Source organism: Planktothrix prolifica NIVA-CYA 540, from assembly GCF_963864145.1.
Classification (GTDB): domain Bacteria; phylum Cyanobacteriota; class Cyanobacteriia; order Cyanobacteriales; family Microcoleaceae; genus Planktothrix; species Planktothrix agardhii.
Genome location: NZ_CAWLTW010000001.1, coordinates 5368799 through 5388113 on the forward strand (window position 1 = coordinate 5368799; position 19315 = coordinate 5388113).

Annotated in this window: 19 protein-coding genes and 2 pseudogenes; 15 read left to right on the forward strand and 6 right to left on the reverse strand. The window is 38.8% G+C overall.

Annotated elements, in window-relative coordinates:
* Positions 1-23 precede the first annotated feature (23 nt).
* Positions 24-143, forward strand: coding sequence for a photosystem II reaction center X protein (gene psbX, locus AC559H_RS24005; RefSeq protein ID WP_071782561.1), 120 nt, complete (start codon positions 24-26; stop codon positions 141-143).
* Between the two features lie 201 nt (positions 144-344).
* A complete protein-coding gene (locus AC559H_RS24010; RefSeq protein WP_026794673.1) occupies positions 345-1223 on the forward strand; it encodes a Ycf66 family protein in 879 nt (292 codons plus the stop codon).
* A 54-nt stretch (positions 1224-1277) separates the two neighbouring features.
* On the opposite strand, the gene AC559H_RS24015 is transcribed toward AC559H_RS24010, so the two are convergent.
* The 3 genes from AC559H_RS24015 to AC559H_RS24025 all read right to left on the reverse strand — a co-directional run bounded on the left by AC559H_RS24015 (position 1278) and on the right by AC559H_RS24025 (position 2756).
* Entirely contained in the window at positions 1278-2210 is a 933-nt protein-coding gene (locus AC559H_RS24015) for a hypothetical protein (RefSeq protein WP_026798614.1), read from the reverse strand.
* A gap of 173 nt (positions 2211-2383) precedes the next feature.
* A complete protein-coding gene (locus tag AC559H_RS24020) occupies positions 2384-2557 on the reverse strand; it encodes a hypothetical protein (protein WP_158442074.1) in 174 nt (57 codons plus the stop codon).
* 4 nt (positions 2558-2561) lie between these two features.
* Positions 2562-2756 (reverse strand): hypothetical protein, encoded by a 195-nt coding sequence (locus tag AC559H_RS24025; protein WP_148292363.1) that lies wholly within the window; start codon positions 2754-2756, stop codon positions 2562-2564.
* A 134-nt stretch (positions 2757-2890) separates the two neighbouring features.
* Between AC559H_RS24025 and AC559H_RS24030 the strand changes: the two genes are divergently transcribed.
* The 6 genes and pseudogenes from AC559H_RS24030 to AC559H_RS24055 all read left to right on the forward strand — a co-directional run.
* Positions 2891-3727 (forward strand): IS5 family transposase, encoded by an 837-nt coding sequence (locus tag AC559H_RS24030; protein ID WP_036834550.1) that lies wholly within the window; start codon positions 2891-2893, stop codon positions 3725-3727.
* A gap of 34 nt (positions 3728-3761) precedes the next feature.
* Positions 3762-4238, forward strand: coding sequence for a plant Invertase/pectin methylesterase inhibitor family protein (locus AC559H_RS24035; protein WP_026798615.1), 477 nt, complete (start codon positions 3762-3764; stop codon positions 4236-4238).
* A complete protein-coding gene (locus AC559H_RS24040) occupies positions 4235-5233 on the forward strand; it encodes an AAA family ATPase (protein ID WP_026794670.1) in 999 nt (332 codons plus the stop codon). Before AC559H_RS24035 ends, AC559H_RS24040 begins: the two co-directional genes overlap by 4 nt.
* On the forward strand, positions 5226-6305 hold the full coding sequence (locus tag AC559H_RS24045; RefSeq protein WP_026794669.1) for a hypothetical protein: 1080 nt from the start codon (positions 5226-5228) through the stop codon (positions 6303-6305). Before AC559H_RS24040 ends, AC559H_RS24045 begins: the two co-directional genes overlap by 8 nt.
* A gap of 730 nt (positions 6306-7035) precedes the next feature.
* Positions 7036-7341: pseudogene (locus AC559H_RS24050) on the forward strand (formylglycine-generating enzyme family protein); the annotation flags it as partial.
* Positions 7342-7448: 107 nt separating this feature from the next.
* Positions 7449-8048 (forward strand): annotated as a pseudogene (locus tag AC559H_RS24055) (formylglycine-generating enzyme family protein); the annotation flags it as partial.
* A gap of 282 nt (positions 8049-8330) precedes the next feature.
* On the opposite strand, the gene lpxB reads toward AC559H_RS24055, so the two are convergent.
* Positions 8331-9551, reverse strand: coding sequence for a lipid-A-disaccharide synthase (lpxB, locus tag AC559H_RS24060; protein ID WP_026794668.1), 1221 nt, complete (start codon positions 9549-9551; stop codon positions 8331-8333).
* Positions 9552-9841: 290 nt separating this feature from the next.
* On the opposite strand from lpxB, the gene AC559H_RS24065 reads away from it, so the two are divergent.
* Together AC559H_RS24065 and dusA are read left to right on the forward strand one after the other, a co-directional pair.
* Positions 9842-12334, forward strand: coding sequence for a VIT domain-containing protein (locus tag AC559H_RS24065; protein ID WP_237745611.1), 2493 nt, complete (start codon positions 9842-9844; stop codon positions 12332-12334).
* 5 nt (positions 12335-12339) lie between these two features.
* The gene (dusA, locus tag AC559H_RS24070) at positions 12340-13332 is read left to right on the forward strand and encodes a tRNA dihydrouridine(20/20a) synthase DusA (RefSeq protein ID WP_026794666.1); all 993 of its coding nucleotides are present in this window, start codon (positions 12340-12342) and stop codon (positions 13330-13332) included.
* Here dusA and AC559H_RS24075 read toward each other — a convergent pair.
* Both AC559H_RS24075 and ispD read right to left on the reverse strand, forming a co-directional pair.
* Positions 13262-13855: a hypothetical protein gene (locus AC559H_RS24075; protein WP_026786173.1), complete on the reverse strand. Its 594-nt coding sequence runs from the start codon at positions 13853-13855 to the stop codon at positions 13262-13264. The two genes, dusA and AC559H_RS24075, sit on opposite strands and share 71 nt — an antisense overlap.
* A 4-nt stretch (positions 13856-13859) precedes the next feature.
* Complete coding sequence (ispD, locus tag AC559H_RS24080) at positions 13860-14552, reverse strand: 2-C-methyl-D-erythritol 4-phosphate cytidylyltransferase (protein WP_026794665.1); 693 nt, start codon at positions 14550-14552, stop codon at positions 13860-13862.
* Between the two features lie 79 nt (positions 14553-14631).
* Between ispD and AC559H_RS24085 the strand changes: the two genes are divergently transcribed.
* From AC559H_RS24085 to AC559H_RS24105, 5 genes are all read left to right on the forward strand, one after another.
* Complete coding sequence (locus tag AC559H_RS24085) at positions 14632-15594, forward strand: glycosyltransferase family 9 protein (RefSeq protein ID WP_026786175.1); 963 nt, start codon at positions 14632-14634, stop codon at positions 15592-15594.
* A gap of 189 nt (positions 15595-15783) precedes the next feature.
* Positions 15784-16956 (forward strand): DUF8838 domain-containing protein, encoded by a 1173-nt coding sequence (locus AC559H_RS24090; protein WP_036833548.1) that lies wholly within the window; start codon positions 15784-15786, stop codon positions 16954-16956.
* 118 nt (positions 16957-17074) lie between these two features.
* Positions 17075-17968 carry an adenine-specific DNA-methyltransferase gene (gene yhdJ, locus AC559H_RS24095; protein ID WP_233423044.1) on the forward strand — a complete coding sequence of 298 codons (894 nt, stop codon included), beginning with the start codon at positions 17075-17077 and terminating at the stop codon, positions 17966-17968.
* Positions 17949-19106 carry a hypothetical protein gene (locus AC559H_RS24100; RefSeq protein WP_026794662.1) on the forward strand — a complete coding sequence of 386 codons (1158 nt, stop codon included), beginning with the start codon at positions 17949-17951 and terminating at the stop codon, positions 19104-19106. The genes yhdJ and AC559H_RS24100 overlap by 20 nt, the downstream gene beginning before the upstream one ends.
* Positions 19099-19275, forward strand: coding sequence for a hypothetical protein (locus tag AC559H_RS24105; protein ID WP_155806284.1), 177 nt, complete (start codon positions 19099-19101; stop codon positions 19273-19275). The genes AC559H_RS24100 and AC559H_RS24105 overlap by 8 nt, the downstream gene beginning before the upstream one ends.
* Positions 19276-19315 lie beyond the last annotated feature (40 nt).

The window sequence follows — 19315 nt, forward strand, 5'->3', positions numbered from 1 at the left end:
CTAAGACAAGGATCGCATTTGTTATGACACCTTCATTAATGAACTTTTTCTATAGTTTGCTGGCTGGAATCCTGATTGTGGTGATTCCTGCAACTGTCGGTCTGCTCTTTATCAGCAAAAAAGATAAAGTAATTCGTTCCTAGACTGGTTATCTGGGAACAGGTCTAGGCAGACTTGCCAAAATCCTGGTTAAACCCATAAACTTAGGGGCTAAGAATCAGAATTTTGTCTGAATCGATAGCCCCTAATGTTGTATTGTTGCCAAAATACCCAGCCCCAAGCTCCGGTGATTAGAGATTTTCAAAAGAAATCGCTAAGATAGGACTGGCATAGGAGAAAAAATAATGGTTAATTTAGGTTTAAATTTCAGCAGCTTAGTGGGCATTGCCCTCGCGGTTTCTGGTGCTGGATTATATTTCCTGCGTTCTTGGCGGCCAAAACTAGCACGGGATCATGATATTTTCTTTGCTGCCATTGCGTTACTCTGTGGCGGGATTCTGTTGTTTCAAGGATGGCGACTTGATCCAATTCTAGCCTTTGGTCAATTTTTATTAACTGGAAGTGCGGTTTTCTTTGCGGTGGAAAGTGTTCGCCTCAGAGGAATTGCCATTGTCCAAGCTAAGGAACGAGGGCCAATTGTAGACGATGAACGCTATGTCAGTGACGTTTATCGGGTGGATGCAGAATTAGACGAACTCGAACCGACGGACGAATATATGCCGATGGCCCGTCAAATTCGCGGGAGTCGTGATACTCGTTTGAGTCGAGCCGATGCTTATGAAGATGATACGGTTCGTCGGCGTCCCTCTAGTCGCAAAAGCAGTACCGTTGACTACCCGACCTCGGCGGAACGTCCTCGCAAACGTCGTCCAGAATCTCGTCCAGAATCTCGTCCAGAATCTCGTCCAGAATCTCGTTCCGAATCTCGTTCAGAATCTCGTCCAGAATCTCGTCCAGAACCGACCTCGGATTGGGGAGAACCCCCTAGAGAACGGCAACAAAGACCTCCCAGAAGTCGCTCTAACCGTCCTCCCGCAACGCCTGCGGTAGATCGAGAGGATTGGACAACTTCGGCTTCTGATGCACCCCGATCTCGCCGTCGCCCCTCTGCTTCTTCGGAATATCGCTATTCTGAAGATCGCCGTCCGAATGATAATTCAACAGACTATGTTGAATATCGATCCGTAGACTATTCGGATGATGAGGTTGATAGTTCTTCTTAATTTCCCTTAAATTTAAGGAAGTCCACCTAGCATCAGTGAGACTTCCTTGAATAATTAGGAATGAGAATCAGGTTTAAGTTGCCATTTAGGATGCTTAATAGTATTGATTTTTTCAGTCGATAAGACCTGATTAGATTCCATAGAATAGCCCCGTCGTTTTAATTCACTTTGAAGCTGGTAAAGTTCTAATTGGAACTCCTCAGTGATGGCTTTGATATCCTCATTAATGGCAGTTTCCCAAGCTTCTCGACTAATTAACCCCACTGGACTTTGATTTAACTGGCGTCTTTTCTCCTGAATTGCTTTTTGCCCTTGTTTCAAGACTTGATTATGTTGATGAATTAGCAGTTCAATCCAAACTTGATTTTCTTTTTGATTGCGTTGTTCAGGGGTAGATTGAGGATGATCTAACACATACTTAGTTAATTCTTCTAAGACCCAAAACTCACGACTGGCGTGTTTAATTCCATCGGGGTTTTCTTGATAACGTTGTTGATAATAAGCATCAAACTTTTGGGAAATTTGCCGTTTATATTCAGGATAACGAATAATTTTTCCGGTATAAAATCCTGTCATTATTGTTAAAATGATTCCGAGTAAGGGAACAATATAGATAATCCAATCGGTATCTTCCCCTTGAAAACGCACATAAAATAGAGTGGCTGCATACTCAACAATTAAAAGCCCAGTGGCAAAAACAACAAAGACTTTTGTTTTTTGATGCAAATAGTCTTTCAAAACTGCATTAAAGACTATTTGTTCTGCTTCTGCGCGCACTGCAATTAGTTGATTTTTGGTGTTTCTTTTTTTGGCTTCTATTTGCTCTTGATCATGGTGAATATCCCGTTTAATACTGGAAATTGCCACATCATAAGCAATAGCCCATTCTGTAAAATAAACGAGAGGGAAACTAACTCCGATCGCAATAACCCAGCGCCATTCGCCGGAAAACCCTGCTAAAGCCGCATAAGGTGCTCGACTATTCATTAGTGCGGCAATTGTGATACAGAAAAGAACGATAAATTTGTGTAAGTTCATAGGATAATTTTCCTCACAAAGTAAGATGGATTAAAAATTTAGGAAAGTGTACTAAAGTAGCATTAAATAGAAAATAGCAACACTTTCCTAACAAAGTTTACTTGTTCGACTGGGAAGGATAATTAACTAACTTGATACCGTCGTTTCATTTCTAAGGCATATTTTAACGGGGCTAAAATCGTTAAGTTTTGGCTTAACCGAGGGTAAAGCACGAAGATATTGGGGAGTTGTTCAGGTAACAACTTCTCAGCAATAAATTCCTGTAAAATCACGTCTTCATCAAATTTGGAAATCATAGGTTTACTTCTCCTGAGCAGAACGAATATTTTTGATTGAATCTTTGACACAGTTGCGGATATTTTGATTGCAAAATTGGGTGTTGGGTAAATCTTTGAGGCTATTCCAAAGATTAGTATTAAACCCCGTATTGCCATCGTTGGTACTGCCAATAATTAAGAGTTTTCCTTGTCGAGACGAGACTAAGAACTCTTGCAAAATAATTTTATGGTATTATGGTAAGTTTTGCTCAATTTCATAAAATCCTAGAGACTAACCATTCTTCACAAATTTTTGCTAAAAACTCCATAAAATGGTAAAAATTGAAAGTGAATTTAGACAATAACTCTGCGATGAACACTCAATTTTATCTAAATTTGAAACCTCATGAATTTAAACGGAGATTTGGTGTCAAGATTCAAACCTTTCAAGAAATGGTTAATGCCATAGAGCAGTTCAGGTTAGAACATCCTAAAGATAGGAGAGGACGTCACACCCACCTGACTCTCCAAGAGCAAGTTTTAGTAGCCTTGGAGTATTGGCGAGAATACAGAACATATTTTCATATTGGGACAAATTGGGGAGTATCAGAATCAACTATTTGCCGAATTGTTGCTAATATTGAATCAACTTTAATCAAAACAGAAAAGTTTCGTATTCCGGGAAAAAAAGCATTAATTCAAGATTCTGGCTACCCCGAAATCGTAGTGATGGATGTCACAGAAACGGCTATTGAAAGACCGAAAAAAAAACAGAAAAAATATTACTCAGGAAAGAAAAAACATCACACACTCAAAATTCAGTTAGTAATTAATCAAGAAACTAAACAGATTATTTGTACAGATTTTGGAGAAGGACATTGCCACGATTTTAGCTTATTCAAAAAAAGCAAAATTCATTTTCACCCCCAAACTGATAGTTTACAAGATAGTGGCTATCAAGGGATTAAGGATTATCACTTGAATAGCTATGTACCCAAAAAGAAACCCAAAAATGGCAATCTTTCGGTCTTAGAAAAAGACTATAATCAAGCTTTGGCTCATCAACGAATTGTGATTGAACACGTTAATCGGAGCCTCAAAATTTTCAGGATCTTATCGAGTCGTTATCGAAATCGTCGTCGCCGTTATGGTCTTCGTTGTAATTTGTTGTCGGCCATTTATAATTATGAGTTGACACTCTTAGTCTGAAAGTGAAAATTTGTTATTATAGCATAGATTTTTTTTGCAAGAGGTCAATCCTGAAGCGATCGCTCAACAAATTTATCAATATTGGCTAACTCAACCTGTTATTTTAGCGATTTGGAACTTTAATAATGTTGCTAAAGGTAAAGGCTTAGAGATTTTTATTAATCAAGTATGGCAATTAGTTGTCAATTTAATTCATCATGATTCATCATCTGATTCCTCAAGACAAGCAATTTTATTTATTGTAGATCAAACAGGAAATTTACAATTGTCTTCTGATTTCATTATTAACCTTCCTGAGATTAATGATTTAGACCCTGATGATATTACACTGTGGGTAAGGCAGTCACTTTCCAAGTTATTGATAGAATTAAACAATGATTCTATTTTAGATATTGAAGATTCTATTCAAGACATTATTGAAAAAAATACAATCCCATTCTTCGCTTTAAAAGCGATTTGTGAACGTTGTAAGCTAAACTATTCAGATATAGAAAGGAGTTTTACGTTATGAATCAACCTTTAGAATACACAGGTGATGAACAATGTCAACCACAACCGGAACCGAATCAACGGGGAAAGAAACTGTGTCCCTATCGTCCTGAAAAGGGATTAATTCAAGCAGTTAATTTAGCGATCGCTTTAGAACGTCCCTTACTATTAGAAGGAGAACCTGGTTGCGGGAAAACACAACTCGCACCTGCTATCGCCTATGAATTTAGTCAACGTTATCTCAAGGAAAATAATCAAAAATGGCCCTATTTTCCTTGGAATATTAAATCCACCACTCGCGCCCAAGATGGATTATACACCTATGATGCGATCGCCCGCTTAAGAGATGCTCAATTTTTAGGGATGAATAACTCAAAAAACTATTTAGAAGAAAATGAAATTAAAGCCGTTATTAAACGATTAAACAATCAAAAAGCCTATTTAAAAAGAGGAGAATTAGGAAAATCTTTTGAAGTCAAAGAAGTTAGACCGATTGTATTAATTGATGAAATTGATAAAGCAGATATTGACTTTCCCAATGATTTATTGTTAGAATTAGATAAATTAGAGTTTGAAATACCTGAAATTGGAGCCACGGGAGATAATGCCATTAAAGCTGAACAATCTCCCATTGTGATTATTACCAGTAACCGAGAACGAGAACTACCCGATGCGTTTCTCCGTCGGTGTTTATATTATTATTTGAATTTTCCCGATGAAGAAGAATTAATTGAAATTGTTAAATTGCATTTTCCTGATCTCAACTCAGAACAACTGGAATTAGTTGATGAAACAGTTGATAAGTTTTTAGGTGTACGAGAGATGGGAAGTAACCGTCCAAATGCTAAAAAAGCCGGAACAAGCGAACTGTTGGACTTGATGAAAATTCTCCTGAAGAAACCCGTATCTGAAGCATTTGAAGATATTAAAGATTTAGCGGGTAATCTTCCTCTATTGGGAACTTTACTAAAAACCAAAGAAAGTCAAGACTCCTATCAACGGAAACGCGATGAATAAACCAAATTACCCTAATTATTTAGGTTTATTTCTGCACCTGCGAGACGCGGGAATGTCCCTAACCGTTGAACAATATCTGTTATTTGTACAAGCGTTAACTTTAGGGTTTGGTCAAAGCAATTTAGCAGACCTAAAACAACTCTGTCGTTTGCTGTGGTTTAAACCCAAAGCATCGTTTAATTCTGATATTTTTGATACGGAATTTGATCGTTATTTTGCCCGGTTTCAATCGGAAAAATTACTAGAAACCCCCTTAAAACCTGAGACAATTCCAACTCCTCCCACTTCCGAAATCACCCCAAATCAAACCCCCTCAACTCCTGACAAAATACCCACCCCAAAACTATCCAATTCCGTGCAAATTCCCATTGCTTTACGCGGCGAAGGATTTCGACCCCAAACCTCAAAAACAACCTCCCAAGACTTTAGTTTTAACGTTCAAGATTTACCCGTTACAGAACGTCAAATCCTGCAAAGTTGGCGTTTTTTACGCTATCCTATTCCCGAAGGTAATGCAACTGAACTCGATATCCCCGCAACCTTAGCTCAAATTTACCGTCAAGGTCAAATCTTTGAACCCGTTTTCCGTCCTCGCCGGGTTAATTCCCTGGAATTATTACTATTAATAGACTGGGATGGTTCTATGATTCCGTTTCATATTCTAGCCCAACAATTAATCACCAGTCTCAAAAAACACACTTTTGGGAAAACCCAAATTTATTACTTTAGAAATTGTCCCCACAATTATCTTTATTTATTCCCCAACCAACCCCAAGCAAAACCCCTCGATGAAATCCTCCCAACCCTGCACAAAAATCGGACTATTGTGGTAATTTTTAGTGATGGGGGAGCAGGACGGGGAAATTATAATCCAGAACGAATTGAATTAACTCAAGTCTTTTTTGATCAAATAGAACCCTTAGTACGGTCTATAATTTGGCTTAATCCTTTACCCGAAGATCGTTGGCAAAATACAACCGCAGCAGGAATAATAGAAACTCTCCATCTTCCCATGTTTGAGTATAACTGTTCTGGACTCAATGCCATGGTTCGTGTGATTTCTCGTTGCTAGGTTCTACCTAGCAATGCCCAATTGCAGGCTCCGCCTGCTATGATTCGGAGGCAGAGCCTCCCGTTAATATTCCCTGGTAGAACCAGGGAACAAGGAAATCCCTATAAAAACTCGGTTTCTAATGGTTTATGATATCCGACAACAACTCGCTGACCATCGCTTAGAAGCCTTTGCAGAACGCTTCCCAAAGACGATGGACTTATTATTTCATGCGGCTTTTCCCCTCGCCCTCACGCCCCATTTGTTATATTGTTTGCGGGAAAATTTTGTTCCTGACTGTGATTTTATTGCTGTTGCGGATATCTTGTTATCTTCCCTCTGCGTTTCAGTCGGACGGGAACTCTATGCTATGGATGGCAAAGTCCGAGACTTGTTACTCCGTCGTCTTCAAGCCAACTTTGGAGAACGTCGCCTCAACCGTCTGGCGGACTATATGACGGGTTACATCCAACAACAAATTTCCCTACCCCATAATAGCCGCATTGCTTGGCAATTAGGCCCCGAACCCAAATGGACAGCCCTAGCCTATACTCGACCAGGGAAAGCCCTGGAACAAATTAAAACAGCGATAGAACAAGCTTTAAAACAACCAGATGCTCAAGAACGGGTGCGTTTAGCCTCTTTGGTCGAAAGTTATGGCGATTTACTCCAAGAAGCTGGCTTTGCCCCTATCCTCACCCTAGCACAACAGTTAGAAGCCGAACCCTCTGAAAAACTCCCCCTATCGGTGTTTTCCTTTGAAACCGTTACTGTTAACAAAAAGGGTGAAATTATCAACAGGGAACCCAAACAAGCCCAATACTTCACCGAAGACCTGGGGGATGGAGTCACGTTAGATATGGTTTGTATTCCTGGGGGGACATTCCTGATGGGTTCACTGGAGGGAGAAGGAGACGAAGACGAACGCCTCCAACATCAAGTTACAGTGCCTCCTTTTTTCATGGCCAAATATCCCATAACTCAAGCCCAATGGAAAGCCGTTGCTAACTGGCCCAAAATTCAACGGGATCTTGATCCTGACTGTTCTGAATTTAAAGATACCCCCCAACCCCCCTTGAAAGGGGGGCTTCAGGAGTTTCCCCCCAACCCCCCTTAGAAAGCGAAACTTCCAGTTCCTCCCCTTTCAAGGGGGGGCTAGGGGGGGGTTCTAACCGACCCGTAGAAAACGTTTCCTGGTACGATGCGGTAGAATTCTGTGCCCGACTACTCCAACACACCGGACGCTCCTACCGTTTACCCTCAGAAGCCCAATGGGAATATGCTTGTCGTGCGGGAACTACCACCCCATTTTACTTTGGGGAAACCCTAACCAGCGATTTAGCCAATTATGATGCAAGCAGAACCTATGCAGACGAACCCAAGGGGAAATATCGAGAGGAAACCACCCCCGTTGGTCAATTCCCTCCCAATGCCTTTGGGTTGTATGATCTCCATGGCAATGTCTGGGAATGGTGCGCCGACCCCTGGCATGACAACTATCAAGGAGCGCCAACACAAGGAGAAGTTTGGGATGAGCAGAATAAGAATGATAATCGTTATCAAATTTATAGCATTGAAAATTTAGTCAACTTATTAAGCGATGAAAGAAAACACTGTCTGCGGGGCGGTTCGTGGGTCAACTATCCTGATATCTGCCGTTCTGCTAGTCGTGACTCCGATCACCCCGGCGTCTTCGACTACATCAACGGCTTTCGGGTTTGTTGGGTTGTTGGTGCGTCCCTGGTTGGTGTGCAGGATTCTTAGCCCTGTTTTCTTTAGCTCTTTTGCCCTCTACCCTTCTTTTTTCTTTTCCCTTCTTCGTGTTCGAGCGAAGCGAGCGTTTTTATTTTTTCTAAAATATTAAGTTTTGTTAATGGAAGAACTCCCAATTATCCAAAAAACCTACGATTTAATTAAATGGTATGTCCCCATTTTAAACCGTTTGCCCAAGGATCACAAATTCATGTTAGGCGATCGCATGATCAACTGTCTCTATAATATTTTAGAAACCCTAATTTTGGCAAGATATTCAGCCGAAAAACTTTCCTATGATGTCTTTTCTGTTCCGGTGTTCCCTGCTATACTACTGAGAATTTCTAAAGCTGCGCGATCGCACACTCCCTCCTCTCCTAATGCCTGTTTCATCTGTTGATAGCGATTTAATATTTCCTGTCGTTTGGGTTGATTCGTGAGTAATTCTATGGCTTCTCGTACAATGTTTTCGGGGGTTACTTCTTCCTGTACCAGTTCGGGAACAATAGCTTGCATTTGCACTAAATTAGTTGAGGATATAAACGGAACTGAAAAATTTAAGAAACGACGAACCAGCCAAGCGGTTAAATTACTGACTCGATAAACCACAACTTGGGGAACATTTAATAAGGCAATTTCTAAGTTAACGGTTCCTGATTTGGTAATTGCTAAATCAGCGGCGGATATTACTTCTAAGGTTTGACAATTTCCTGATTTTGTTGAAACTAAAACCGCATTTAATTGATAGTTTTTAATGGCGGTTTCTATGGCGTTATGATATTCGGGTAAAGATACCGGAATCCAAAATTTAACCCCAGGAATTTTATCTTGAATTTGTTGCGCTGCTTTTAATAATATTGGCATTAAATATTTAATTTCTTGCCATCGGGAAGCCGGAAGTAAAGCGATCGCAATTTCATCGGGTTTCATCCCTAATTTGATCCGAGATTCTTCTCTACTGGGGGCCGTTTTCATCCGATCTAATAAAGGATGACCCACCCAAGTTACCTGAGCACCTTTTGATTGAAAATAACGAGCTTCTTCTGGAAAAATTGCTAAAATTTGGTCGGTTAACTTAATAATTTGTTCCGTACTTTTTGAACCTAATGACCAGACCCATTCTTGCGGTGCAATATAATAGAAAATCGGCAATTTGGGGAAGTGATTTTTAATAAAATTTCCGATACCAATATTCGGCCCCATATAATCAATTAAAATTACAATATCGGGGGGATGATTTTTTAAATATTGTTTAGTTTTTTGCTGAATTAAATAAGTCGGAATAATATATGGTAAAGATTCTAAAAGCCCAACGGAACCAATTCCTGTAGTATTTCCTAATAATATTGCTCCGGCTGCGGCCATTTTTTCCCCGCCTAATGCTATAATTTCTATAGGGATATTCTGATTTTTGGCTTGTCTGAATAAGGCTTCAATTAACATTGACCCTTGTAAATCGCCAGAGACTTCTCCCGTACTTATAAAAATCCGAATTAGGGTTTGATTTGGAAGCATTAGAACTCAATAGTAAATAATTTGGGAACGGATTAGATCGGTTTTATTCATAACCCAACCTCAGATTATAGCCGTTTATTGAGTCCCTGCTGAATTTTCCTGAAAATCTGATGATTCAGACGGAGTAAAAAACTATACAATCACTACTTACAGACGAAAATTGTAGCTTTTCCTCCGGTCGTTTTGGGAATGTAAAAAAGTGATCTGACTCAGGAACGTTTATAATCAGAATCGGGTCTTAGTGAGTATCTCCAATTAATAGTCTAACTCAAATAATGACAATTTTATTTATGAACTCTTTATCAAATATAGCCAGGCTTTCCTTGGGAATTATGATTTTTAATAGTTTGAATTTTATGGTAAATACTCCCCCAAGTTTTGCCAGTTTACCTCAACAGTTGAATCGTCAATCCTCAGTATTAAAATTAGCACAACTTCCTCAACAAACCATGGATAAACAAATAGGCGGTTTATATGTTCAATCTGAAACTAAAAGCCAAGTTTTTCCCTTAAAACAAACCCAGGTTAAGGCTAAAATTTCGGGGAATGTTTCACAGGTTGAAGTTTCTCAAACCTTTGAAAATCCCTTTAAAGAACCTTTAGAAGCGATTTATGTATTTCCCCTTCCCGATCAAGCCGCCGTTGATCAGATGGTAATTAAAATCGGCGATCGCACCATAAAATCCAAAATTGAAACCCGAGAAGGCGCCAAAGAAATCTATCAACGGGCTAAAGCTCAAGGTCGCACCACCGCATTATTAGAACAGGAAAGAGATAATATCTTTACTCAATCTGTAGCTAATATTCAACCGGGCGAACAAATATCCGTAACGATTCGCTATATTGATCAATTAAAATTTGAAGGGGGAAACTATGAATTTGTGTTTCCGATGGTAGTTGGCCCCCGTTATATTCCCGGTCAATTAATTAATAAAAATCAACCCAATACTAATCAAGTTCCCGATGCGGATCGGATCACGTCACCAATTATTGAACAGGAGGCAAAATCCCCCCACAAAATTCAAGTTGATGTTGAAATTGATGCGGGGGTTGCGATTGAAAATGTCCGATCAACTTCCCATAAAATTATTACCCAACAGCAGGGAAATCGGATATTTGTTAGTTTAGATCAATCCGATCAAATTCCTAATAAAGATCTAATTATAAGATATCAGATTTCAGGAGAAAATACCAGAGCATCGGTATTAACAGAAGCAGATCAACAGGGAGGACATTTTGCCACCTATTTGTTACCTGCAATTAGTTATAATCCTAATCAAATTATTCCGAAAGATGTTATTTTTCTGATGGATACTTCCGGTTCCCAAGAAGGAGAACCTCTGAAAAAATCTCAAGAATTAATGAAAAGATTTATTCAAGGATTAAATCCCGAAGATACCTTTAATATTATTGATTTTGCCAATACCACCAATACCTTATCAGAAATTCCCTTAGCAAATACCCCCGCTAACCGACAAAAAGCGATTAATTATATTAATCAATTACAAGCAGATGGCGGGACGGAATTATTAAATGGAATCCAGGCGGTTATGAGGTTTACCTCTCCCTCCCAGGGTCGCTTACGCAGTATTGTTCTATTAACAGATGGATATATTGGAAATGATCAAGAAATAATTGCAGAAGTTCAAAATAAACTTAAACCCGGAAATAGATTTTACGCCTTTGGGGTAGGAAGTTCTGTTAATCGTTTTTTACTTAATCGTTTGGGAGAAATTGGCCGGGGAACAACGCAAATTGTGCGTCAAGATGAACCCACAGAAACCGTTGTAGAAACCTTTTTTAAACAGATCAATAACCCCATTCTAACAGATATTGAAATCACTTGGCAAGGGGAAGGATTAAAACCAGAAATTTATCCGGTAATCTTATCTGATTTATTTGATAATCAACCTTTAGTATTATTTGGACGTAAATTAGATCGTCGTAATGGCTTATTAAAAATTACCGGAATAACCGCAAAAGGCGATCGCTATGAACAAACCTTACCCGTTAATTTTCCTGAGATTAATAATAACGAATCAGGTAATATTGCGATCGCCAAATTGTGGGGACGGGCGAGAATTAAAGACCTGATGAATCAAATGTTTTCCGGGGAAACAAAATCAGGAGTTGAAGGGGTAACACGCACCGCTTTATCCTATCAATTACTATCTGAATATACCGCTTTTGTCGCCGTCAGCGAAGAAGTTAGAGTCGATCCTAATGGAACTCGTCACACCGTAGAAGTTCCCCTAGAATTGCCCGAAGGGGTGAGTTATGACGGTATTTTTGGCACTCCAGAAACCTCTCAATTGCCATCAGCAAAACCCATGAGTTTAGGACGAACTCGTTCTGCATCTGGTTATAATAATTATGGCAGTCAACGGAGTCCAGAAATTGCGCCACCGCCCCCTCCTGTTCGCGGAATAAACCCACAACCCACAAATATTAATGCAGTTGGAAATAGTCAGGTAAAAATAACAGTTGTTGAAGTTACAGGAATTAGCGATCGCACCCTAATTAATGACCTCAACCGTTATTTACAAGGCTTAAATTTAGCCAATGAAATCAATGGAAAAGTGACCTTTGAAATAATTATTGATCAAGGCAATGTCCAACGAGCTATTTTTGATGATCTTGACTCTAATCTGGATTTAGAGCATAATCTCAAACAGGCCCTAATTATTGATCAAATTCGCCGATCACTCCTAACTTGGCAACCGTCTAACCCCGTGAGTGGAAAACTCAAAATCACCTTAGAATTAAAAGCAACAAAATCCTAAATTCCATGAATCTTCCGACCTCAATTGTCACCTCAAATCAGGTTTATCTCCTGAGTATTGCACCAATGATGGATCGCACCGATCGCCATTATCGCTATTTTATGCGACAAATCACCCGGCGAACTTTGCTATATACCGAAATGGTGACAACGGCGGCAATTTTGCATGGAGATCAAGAGCAATTATTGGGATTTTCACCCGAAGAAAAACCCCTAGTATTACAATTAGGAGGAGATAATCCGAATCATCTGGCAACTTGCGCTAAAATAGCCGAAGATATGGGATATGACCAGGTTAATTTAAACGTGGGATGTCCCAGTGATCGGGTGCAAAATGGCAATTTTGGGGCTTGTTTAATGGCGCAACCGGAGTTAGTGGCTAAAGCAGTAGAAGCAATGCAAAAAGTAGTTAATATTCCGGTGACAATTAAACATCGAATTGGTATTGATGACCAGGACAAATATGAAGATATGGCGCATTTTGTCAGAATAGTTGCTAACGCCGGATGTCAACATTTTAGTGTTCATGCACGCAAAGCTTGGTTACAGGGTTTAAGCCCCAAAGAAAACCGGACTATTCCCCCATTAAGATATGAAGAAGTTCATCGTTTAAAACAAGAGTTTCCTCAGCTATTTATTGAAATTAATGGCGGGTTTAAAACCCTAACAGAAGTTAAAGATCAATTGCAATTTGTTGATGCTGTGATGATCGGACGCGCCGCCTATGATCACCCCTATTTGTTTGCAACGGCGGATCAAGAAATCTATGGAGAAAAGACACCTCCCTTGACCCGTCAAGAAGTCATAGAAGCTATGTATCCCTATCTGGAATATTGGTTACAAAAAGGGGTAAAATTAAATAGTATCACCCGCCATTTTTTAGAGTTATTTGCCCGACAACCAGGGACAAAAGCCTGGAAACGTTATATTAGTGAAAATGCCCATCTGACCCATGCTGGAGTAGAAGTTCTTGAGCAGGCATTGAAGCAACTTCCTTAACCTTCAAACTCCTATTGTTAAAAAACAAATTAAATAAGGTTCCCTTTCCTAAGATTTTATTCAATTCTCTCATCATAAAGAAAGGAATAAAAACAATCAATAAACATAAAATTTGATAAAATAAATCAATTTGAGAAACTTGATTTTTAAATTCTATTAAAATCCGTTCCAGAGATTCATGTTGAAATAAACCTACAATTAAATGTTCTATACTATTAAAAAACAAAGCAATGATGGTAAATAAAACGGATTTATAACCCACCGAAATAATTAACGGCTTATCTTGATAGCGTTCTACAATTGGCATTTTTTCCGATAAAAGAATTACCTTTCCTAAAACTAAAGCTCCCATAATCTCAATTCCGTAGTTAAAGCCATTAATGCCATATTTAACTAAAGCTAGGGAATTTAAGGTTACTAAAATACTAAAGGATGAGGCTAAATATAAATTAATAATTCCGAGATTAATGAACTCACGAATTAAGATATTTTTCCAGTTATTCAATGTAGTTTTAGCGATCATATTTTTATTCCTGATTTTTGATTTTTGATCTTAAAATAAATTCTGCCACACTTAGATCTACAGGAGTTGTCACTTTCAAATTAGTTTCTTCTCCCATAACAATATGAACGGATAACCCACATTTTTCAAATAAAGCGGCATCGTCGGTGACTTCCCAACCCTGTTGACGTCCCTGATCATGACATTCTTTTAATAATTTCACCTCAAAACCTTGGGGAGTTTGCGCCGCCCATAATTGTTGGCGATTTGGGGTATCTAAAATTAACCCATTTTTGTCAACAACCTTAATCGTATCCTTAACTGGTATCGCCGCAATTAACCCCGAACAAGTCTGCAAAGCCGTCCCACAGCGCTCGAATAACTCCGGTGTGGCCAAACATCTCGCCCCATCATGAATTAACACCCGCTCCGCATCGGTTGGTAAGGCCTGTAAGCCATTATAAACTGATTGTTGACGGGTTTCACCCCCCTGAATTAACTCGACGGGTTTAGTTAAATTAAGCTGGGCCAAAATTTCCTGAAAGTCGGGAAAATCCACGGGTTGACCCATGATCCCGATCCATTCAATACAAGCTGAAGCCTCCGCCGCTTCAAGTGTCCAGGCTAATAGGGGTTTATCCAATAAAGTTAGGAGCAATTTGTTGCGATCGCTCCCCATTCTTCGTCCCATACCCGCCGCCGGAATTAATAGGTGCATTGTGAAAATTTAGAGGTAAAATTGACAATTCTATGTTCATATTAGAATTAAGCTGACCTTGTAGATTAACTCTTTAATTATGAGAATACTAGCCCTTGTCCCAGGTGGAATAGGCGATCAAATCCTGTTTTTTCCCACCCTTGATGGCCTCAAGCAAGCCTATCCTGAAGCCCAAATTTCTGTTATGGTAGAACCCAGAGCCAGGGGAGCTTATCGAGTTTGTAAGTCCGTTTCTGAAATTTTAACCTATGATTTCAAGGGACGGAACAGTTTGGCCGACTGGGGAAATTTTTTAGGAATTGTCCGTGACCGGGAATATGAAGTGGTAGTCTCCCTGGGTCAAAGTTGGACAGTCGGGTTGTTATTGTGGTTAACGGGTATCCCCACCCGCATTGGTTACGCAGGCGGGGGTGAGGGGTTATTTATTAGCAACCCAGTCCCCTTAAAACCAGAGCAGTACGCCGCCGAAATGTATTATGACCTGCTCAAAGGGTTGGATATTATTAGTCCCTTCCCAGGATTATCAATTAATGTGCCCAAACTGGATCTCGACTGGGGAGAAGCGGAACAGAAACGGTTAGGAGTCAAGGATAGTGGTTATATTTTGATTCATGGGGGATCTAGCCAGTTAGCCAAACAAAAAGGCATTGATAAAATCTACCCCGTGGCCAGTTGGCAAAAAATTATTCAAGATATTCAACAGCGCCAACCTAACCTCCCCGTGATCATTGTCCAGGGGCCAGAAGATGGGGCCTTAGTGCGGCAAATTGTCGAATCTTGTCCCCAGGTTAAAGTCACCCAACCGGAGGATATTGGTAAATTATCGGCGATGATCGCCTCGGCGAATTTAATGCTTTGTACCGATAGCGCCCCGATGCACCTAGCCGTTGCGGTGGGAACCTATACGATCGCCTTATTTGGCCCAACAGAACCCGCTAAATTATTACCAAAAAGCGATCGGGTAATTGGGCTTAAATCTCCTTCGGGCAAAATGTCTGATATCTCTCCCGATCAAGTAATTAAAAAAATCTGGGGCGGATGAAATCAGTTATCAGTTAACAGTTATCAGTTATCAGTTAATAGTTGTCAGTTAATAGTTGTCAGTTAATAGTGAACAGTTAATAGTGAACAGTTAATAGTGAACAGTTAATAGTGAACCATTAACTAATTAAAATCCGTGAAATCCGTGAAATCCTCTTAATCCGTGTTCAAATCCTCTTAAATCCGTGATATGAATTACAATATTGAAGAAACAGTTATTGAACGCTACAAAGCGGGAGCCCAAACGGTACAACCTTCCCTCTGTTGTCCGGTGGAATATCAGGAAAATCAATATTTAGAAATTATTCCCCAGGAAATTATAGATAAAGATTATGGTTGTGGTGATCCTACTCGTTATGTTAACCCAGGGGAAACCGTAGTTGATTTGGGTTCCGGGGCGGGTAAAAATTGTTATATGATCGCGCAAAAAATAGGAGCATCCGGTCAAGTGATTGGGGTAGATTTTAATGATACAATGTTGGCTCTTTCCCGCAGCTATCAACCGGAAATAGCGGAGAAATTAGGCTATTTTAATACCAGCTTTGTTAAGGCAAAAATTCAGGATTTAGCCTTAGATTTAGATCAAGTTCAACAGAGTTTAAAAGTTAATCCGATTCAATCAATTGAAGACCTAGGGAAATTTGAGTTAGAATGCGATCGCCTCCGTCAACAAAACCCTTTAATTGCTGATCATAGTGTTGATGTTGTTATTTCTAATTGTGTTTTAAATTTAGTCCGTCCCCAGGATAAGGATCAACTATTTCAAGAAATTTATCGAGTCTTAAAACGGGGCGGAAGGGCAGTTATTTCCGATATTGTTTGCGATCAAGATCCCACACCTAGGATTTTAAATGATCCCGATCTTTGGAGTGGTTGTATTGCTGGAGCGTTTCGGGAAAATGAATTTTTAGAACGGTTTGAACAGGCCGGATTTTACGGCATTGAGATATTAGCTCGACAGGAAGAACCTTGGCAAGTTATTGATGGTATTGAGTTTCGTTCCCTAACGGTTACTGCATTTAAAGGCAAAGACGGCCCCTGTTTAGATGTAAACCAAGCCGTGATTTATAAAGGGCCTTGGAAACAAGTCATGGACGATGACGGACATATTTTATATCGGGGGGAACGGATGGCAGTTTGTGATAAAACCTACCATATTTATAATAACATAAACGGCCCCTATTATCAAGATATTTTAGGAATTTTACCCCATGAAACTATCCCCCTAGAATCGGCCCCAGAATTCGATTGTAGACGGAATGCTATTCGTAAACCCGAAGAAACCAAGGGAGAGCATTATCACGTTACCATCACCAATTCTGATAATTCCTGTTGCGCTCCTGTGAGTTCTAGTTGTTGTTAAATCTTTAAAAAAAGGTTATAATAAGTCCTGATCTAAGGTGATATTTAGTAACTTTAGATTAGGGCGATCGCTAATAGCTAGAAACACTTTATTGGTTTATAAATTACTTTCCTAACCAATGGTAATGTTTGAACGATATGAAGACCAGGGACATATTATATTTCACGGTGATTCTTTACCTATTTTGTCGAGTGAAATAACATCTGAATCTGTAGATCTAATTTTTATTGATCCTCCCTACAATATCGGGAAACAATTCTCAAATTTCCACGATAAGTGGGAGTCTGATGAGGAATATGCAGTATGGGCTTATAAATTACTGGATGAGTGTATTCGGATATTAAAGCCTAATGGAACTTTATATGTGATGGCAAGTACCCAAGCGATGCCATATTTTGATCTTTATTTAAGAAATAAAATAGTAATTTTGAGTCGCATTATATGGCATTATGATAGTTCAGGAGTTCAAGCTAAAAAATACTTTGGATCAATGTATGAACCCATACTTTATTGTGTTAAAAATAAAAGTAATTATGTATTTAACTCTGATAATATTAAAGTAGAAGCAAAAACAGGCGCACAAAGAAAGTTAATTGATTATAGAAAATCGGTTCCTAGTCCCTATAATTCGGAAAAAGTACCGGGGAATGTCTGGTATTTTCCTCGTGTTAGATATCTTATGGAAGAATATGAAAACCATCCTTCCCAAAAACCTGAAGCATTGCTAGAGAGGATAATTCTTGCTAGTAGTCAGGAGGGTGGTATTGTACTTGATCCATTTGGAGGTACATTTACATCGGGTGCAGTATCCAAACGATTAGGAAGAAATTCTATTAGTATAGAATCTCAAGAGGAGTATCTTAAAATTGGTCTAAGGCGAGTTCTGGGATGGCAAGAATATAAAGGTGATCAGCTATTACCTCCACAGAAAAAACAGACTAGAAGAAATAAAAAAATTCAAAATTTTGATTTCATCCAAAAGGAGCTTTTTAATGCCGACAGTACAGCATGAATTTACCGATAAGATTACTGAAATTTTAAATATATATTTCCCTGAACAGGGAAGTAAAATCTTAGATTCTAGCGAGTTATTACAATATCTAAATATTAAAACAAAAGCTGCTAATCGTGGTTCCAAGTCACGAGCAGGATTGGCAAATCATTATGCTATATATGTCTTGGTCGAGGACTATCTAAATAATAAGTTTCATATTAATGGCAATTATAGTGATTATGAAGGAGCAAAATTTACAACACTTCTTCAGAGACAACGAGAACTTCCATTTGGAAGTAAACTCCAAAATCATGCCCTCAATAGTAGACTAAATGAAGAATTTAAAAAATACTTTCCAACATCATATTATGTACCTATAATCAGAGATGCTAAAACCAATAAATATTGGATTAATGAAAATCTCTTAAAATGTTCTATTGATAATTCTCAAATAAATATTGCTGAAGCGATTAAAGATATTATTGATGCTTATATATCGGCGCGTGGTCAAGCATTCAATGACTTTATGATCTATTGTCAACAGATGATCAATATTCAGAAACAAGATCCTTCACAAGCGGTTAAATTTATTAAAGATTTACTGAAACCTAATATAGATGCAAGAGTTTTTGAAATTGTCAGCTATGCTATTTTGAAAGAATATTATGCAGACCAACAAATATATTGGGGTTGGTCACCCGATGAACTGAACGTGGAATATTTAATTTTATATAAAACGGGTCGAACCAACGCAAATGATGGGGGTATAGACTTTGTAATGAAACCCCTGGGAAGATTTTTTCAAGTCACAGAAACTCTTGATGCAGGTAAATATTTTCTCGATATTGACAAGGTTCAGAGATATCCGATTACTTTTGTTGTGAAAACAGAACATACCGTTGAAACAATCTTAAATAAAATCAGAGAAAAAGCGGCGGAAAAATATAATATTAAAGCTATTGTTAAAAAATATATGGAATCTATAGAAGAAGTGATTAATATTCCAGAACTGATGAGTCATTTTGATAGGGTTTTAGAACGGGGTAAAGGTGCAGCAGTAATTGAAGAAATTGTTTTACAGAGTCGTGTGGAATTTAATGTAGAAGCAGAGGAACAAGATATTTTGATCAACGAAGATGGGGTTGAAAATGAGTAGAAATTGGTATTCCCATAAGTCGCCGTTTTATATTGAATCAGCCCCAGAATTCGATTGTAGACGGAATGCTATTCGTAAACCCGAAGAAACCAAGGGAGAGCATTATCACGTTACCATCACCAATTCTGATAATTCCTGTTGCGCTCCTGATAGTTCTAGTTGTTGTTAAATCTTTAAAAAAAGGTTATCATAACTAATAGGATTTGGAG

What these genes read in the sequence shown, in the direction of transcription:
- psbX (WP_071782561.1), top strand. Translation starts at nt 24, where the DNA reads ATGACACCTTCATTAATGAACTTTTTCTATAGTTTGCTGGCTGGAATC.
- AC559H_RS24010 (WP_026794673.1), top strand. Translation starts at nt 345, where the DNA reads ATGGTTAATTTAGGTTTAAATTTCAGCAGCTTAGTGGGCATTGCCCTC.
- AC559H_RS24015 (WP_026798614.1), bottom strand. Translation starts at nt 2,210, where the DNA reads ATGAATAGTCGAGCACCTTATGCGGCTTTAGCAGGGTTTTCCGGCGAA.
- AC559H_RS24020 (WP_158442074.1), bottom strand. Translation starts at nt 2,557, where the DNA reads ATGATTTCCAAATTTGATGAAGACGTGATTTTACAGGAATTTATTGCT.
- AC559H_RS24030 (WP_036834550.1), top strand. Translation starts at nt 2,891, where the DNA reads ATGAACACTCAATTTTATCTAAATTTGAAACCTCATGAATTTAAACGG.
- AC559H_RS24040 (WP_026794670.1), top strand. Translation starts at nt 4,235, where the DNA reads ATGAATCAACCTTTAGAATACACAGGTGATGAACAATGTCAACCACAA.
- AC559H_RS24045 (WP_026794669.1), top strand. Translation starts at nt 5,226, where the DNA reads ATGAATAAACCAAATTACCCTAATTATTTAGGTTTATTTCTGCACCTG.
- lpxB (WP_026794668.1), bottom strand. Translation starts at nt 9,551, where the DNA reads ATGCTTCCAAATCAAACCCTAATTCGGATTTTTATAAGTACGGGAGAA.
- AC559H_RS24065 (WP_237745611.1), top strand. Translation starts at nt 9,842, where the DNA reads ATGAACTCTTTATCAAATATAGCCAGGCTTTCCTTGGGAATTATGATT.
- dusA (WP_026794666.1), top strand. Translation starts at nt 12,340, where the DNA reads ATGAATCTTCCGACCTCAATTGTCACCTCAAATCAGGTTTATCTCCTG.
- AC559H_RS24075 (WP_026786173.1), bottom strand. Translation starts at nt 13,855, where the DNA reads ATGATCGCTAAAACTACATTGAATAACTGGAAAAATATCTTAATTCGT.
- ispD (WP_026794665.1), bottom strand. Translation starts at nt 14,552, where the DNA reads ATGCACCTATTAATTCCGGCGGCGGGTATGGGACGAAGAATGGGGAGC.
- AC559H_RS24085 (WP_026786175.1), top strand. Translation starts at nt 14,632, where the DNA reads ATGAGAATACTAGCCCTTGTCCCAGGTGGAATAGGCGATCAAATCCTG.
- AC559H_RS24090 (WP_036833548.1), top strand. Translation starts at nt 15,784, where the DNA reads ATGAATTACAATATTGAAGAAACAGTTATTGAACGCTACAAAGCGGGA.
- yhdJ (WP_233423044.1), top strand. Translation starts at nt 17,075, where the DNA reads ATGGTAATGTTTGAACGATATGAAGACCAGGGACATATTATATTTCAC.
- AC559H_RS24100 (WP_026794662.1), top strand. Translation starts at nt 17,949, where the DNA reads ATGCCGACAGTACAGCATGAATTTACCGATAAGATTACTGAAATTTTA.
- AC559H_RS24105 (WP_155806284.1), top strand. Translation starts at nt 19,099, where the DNA reads ATGAGTAGAAATTGGTATTCCCATAAGTCGCCGTTTTATATTGAATCA.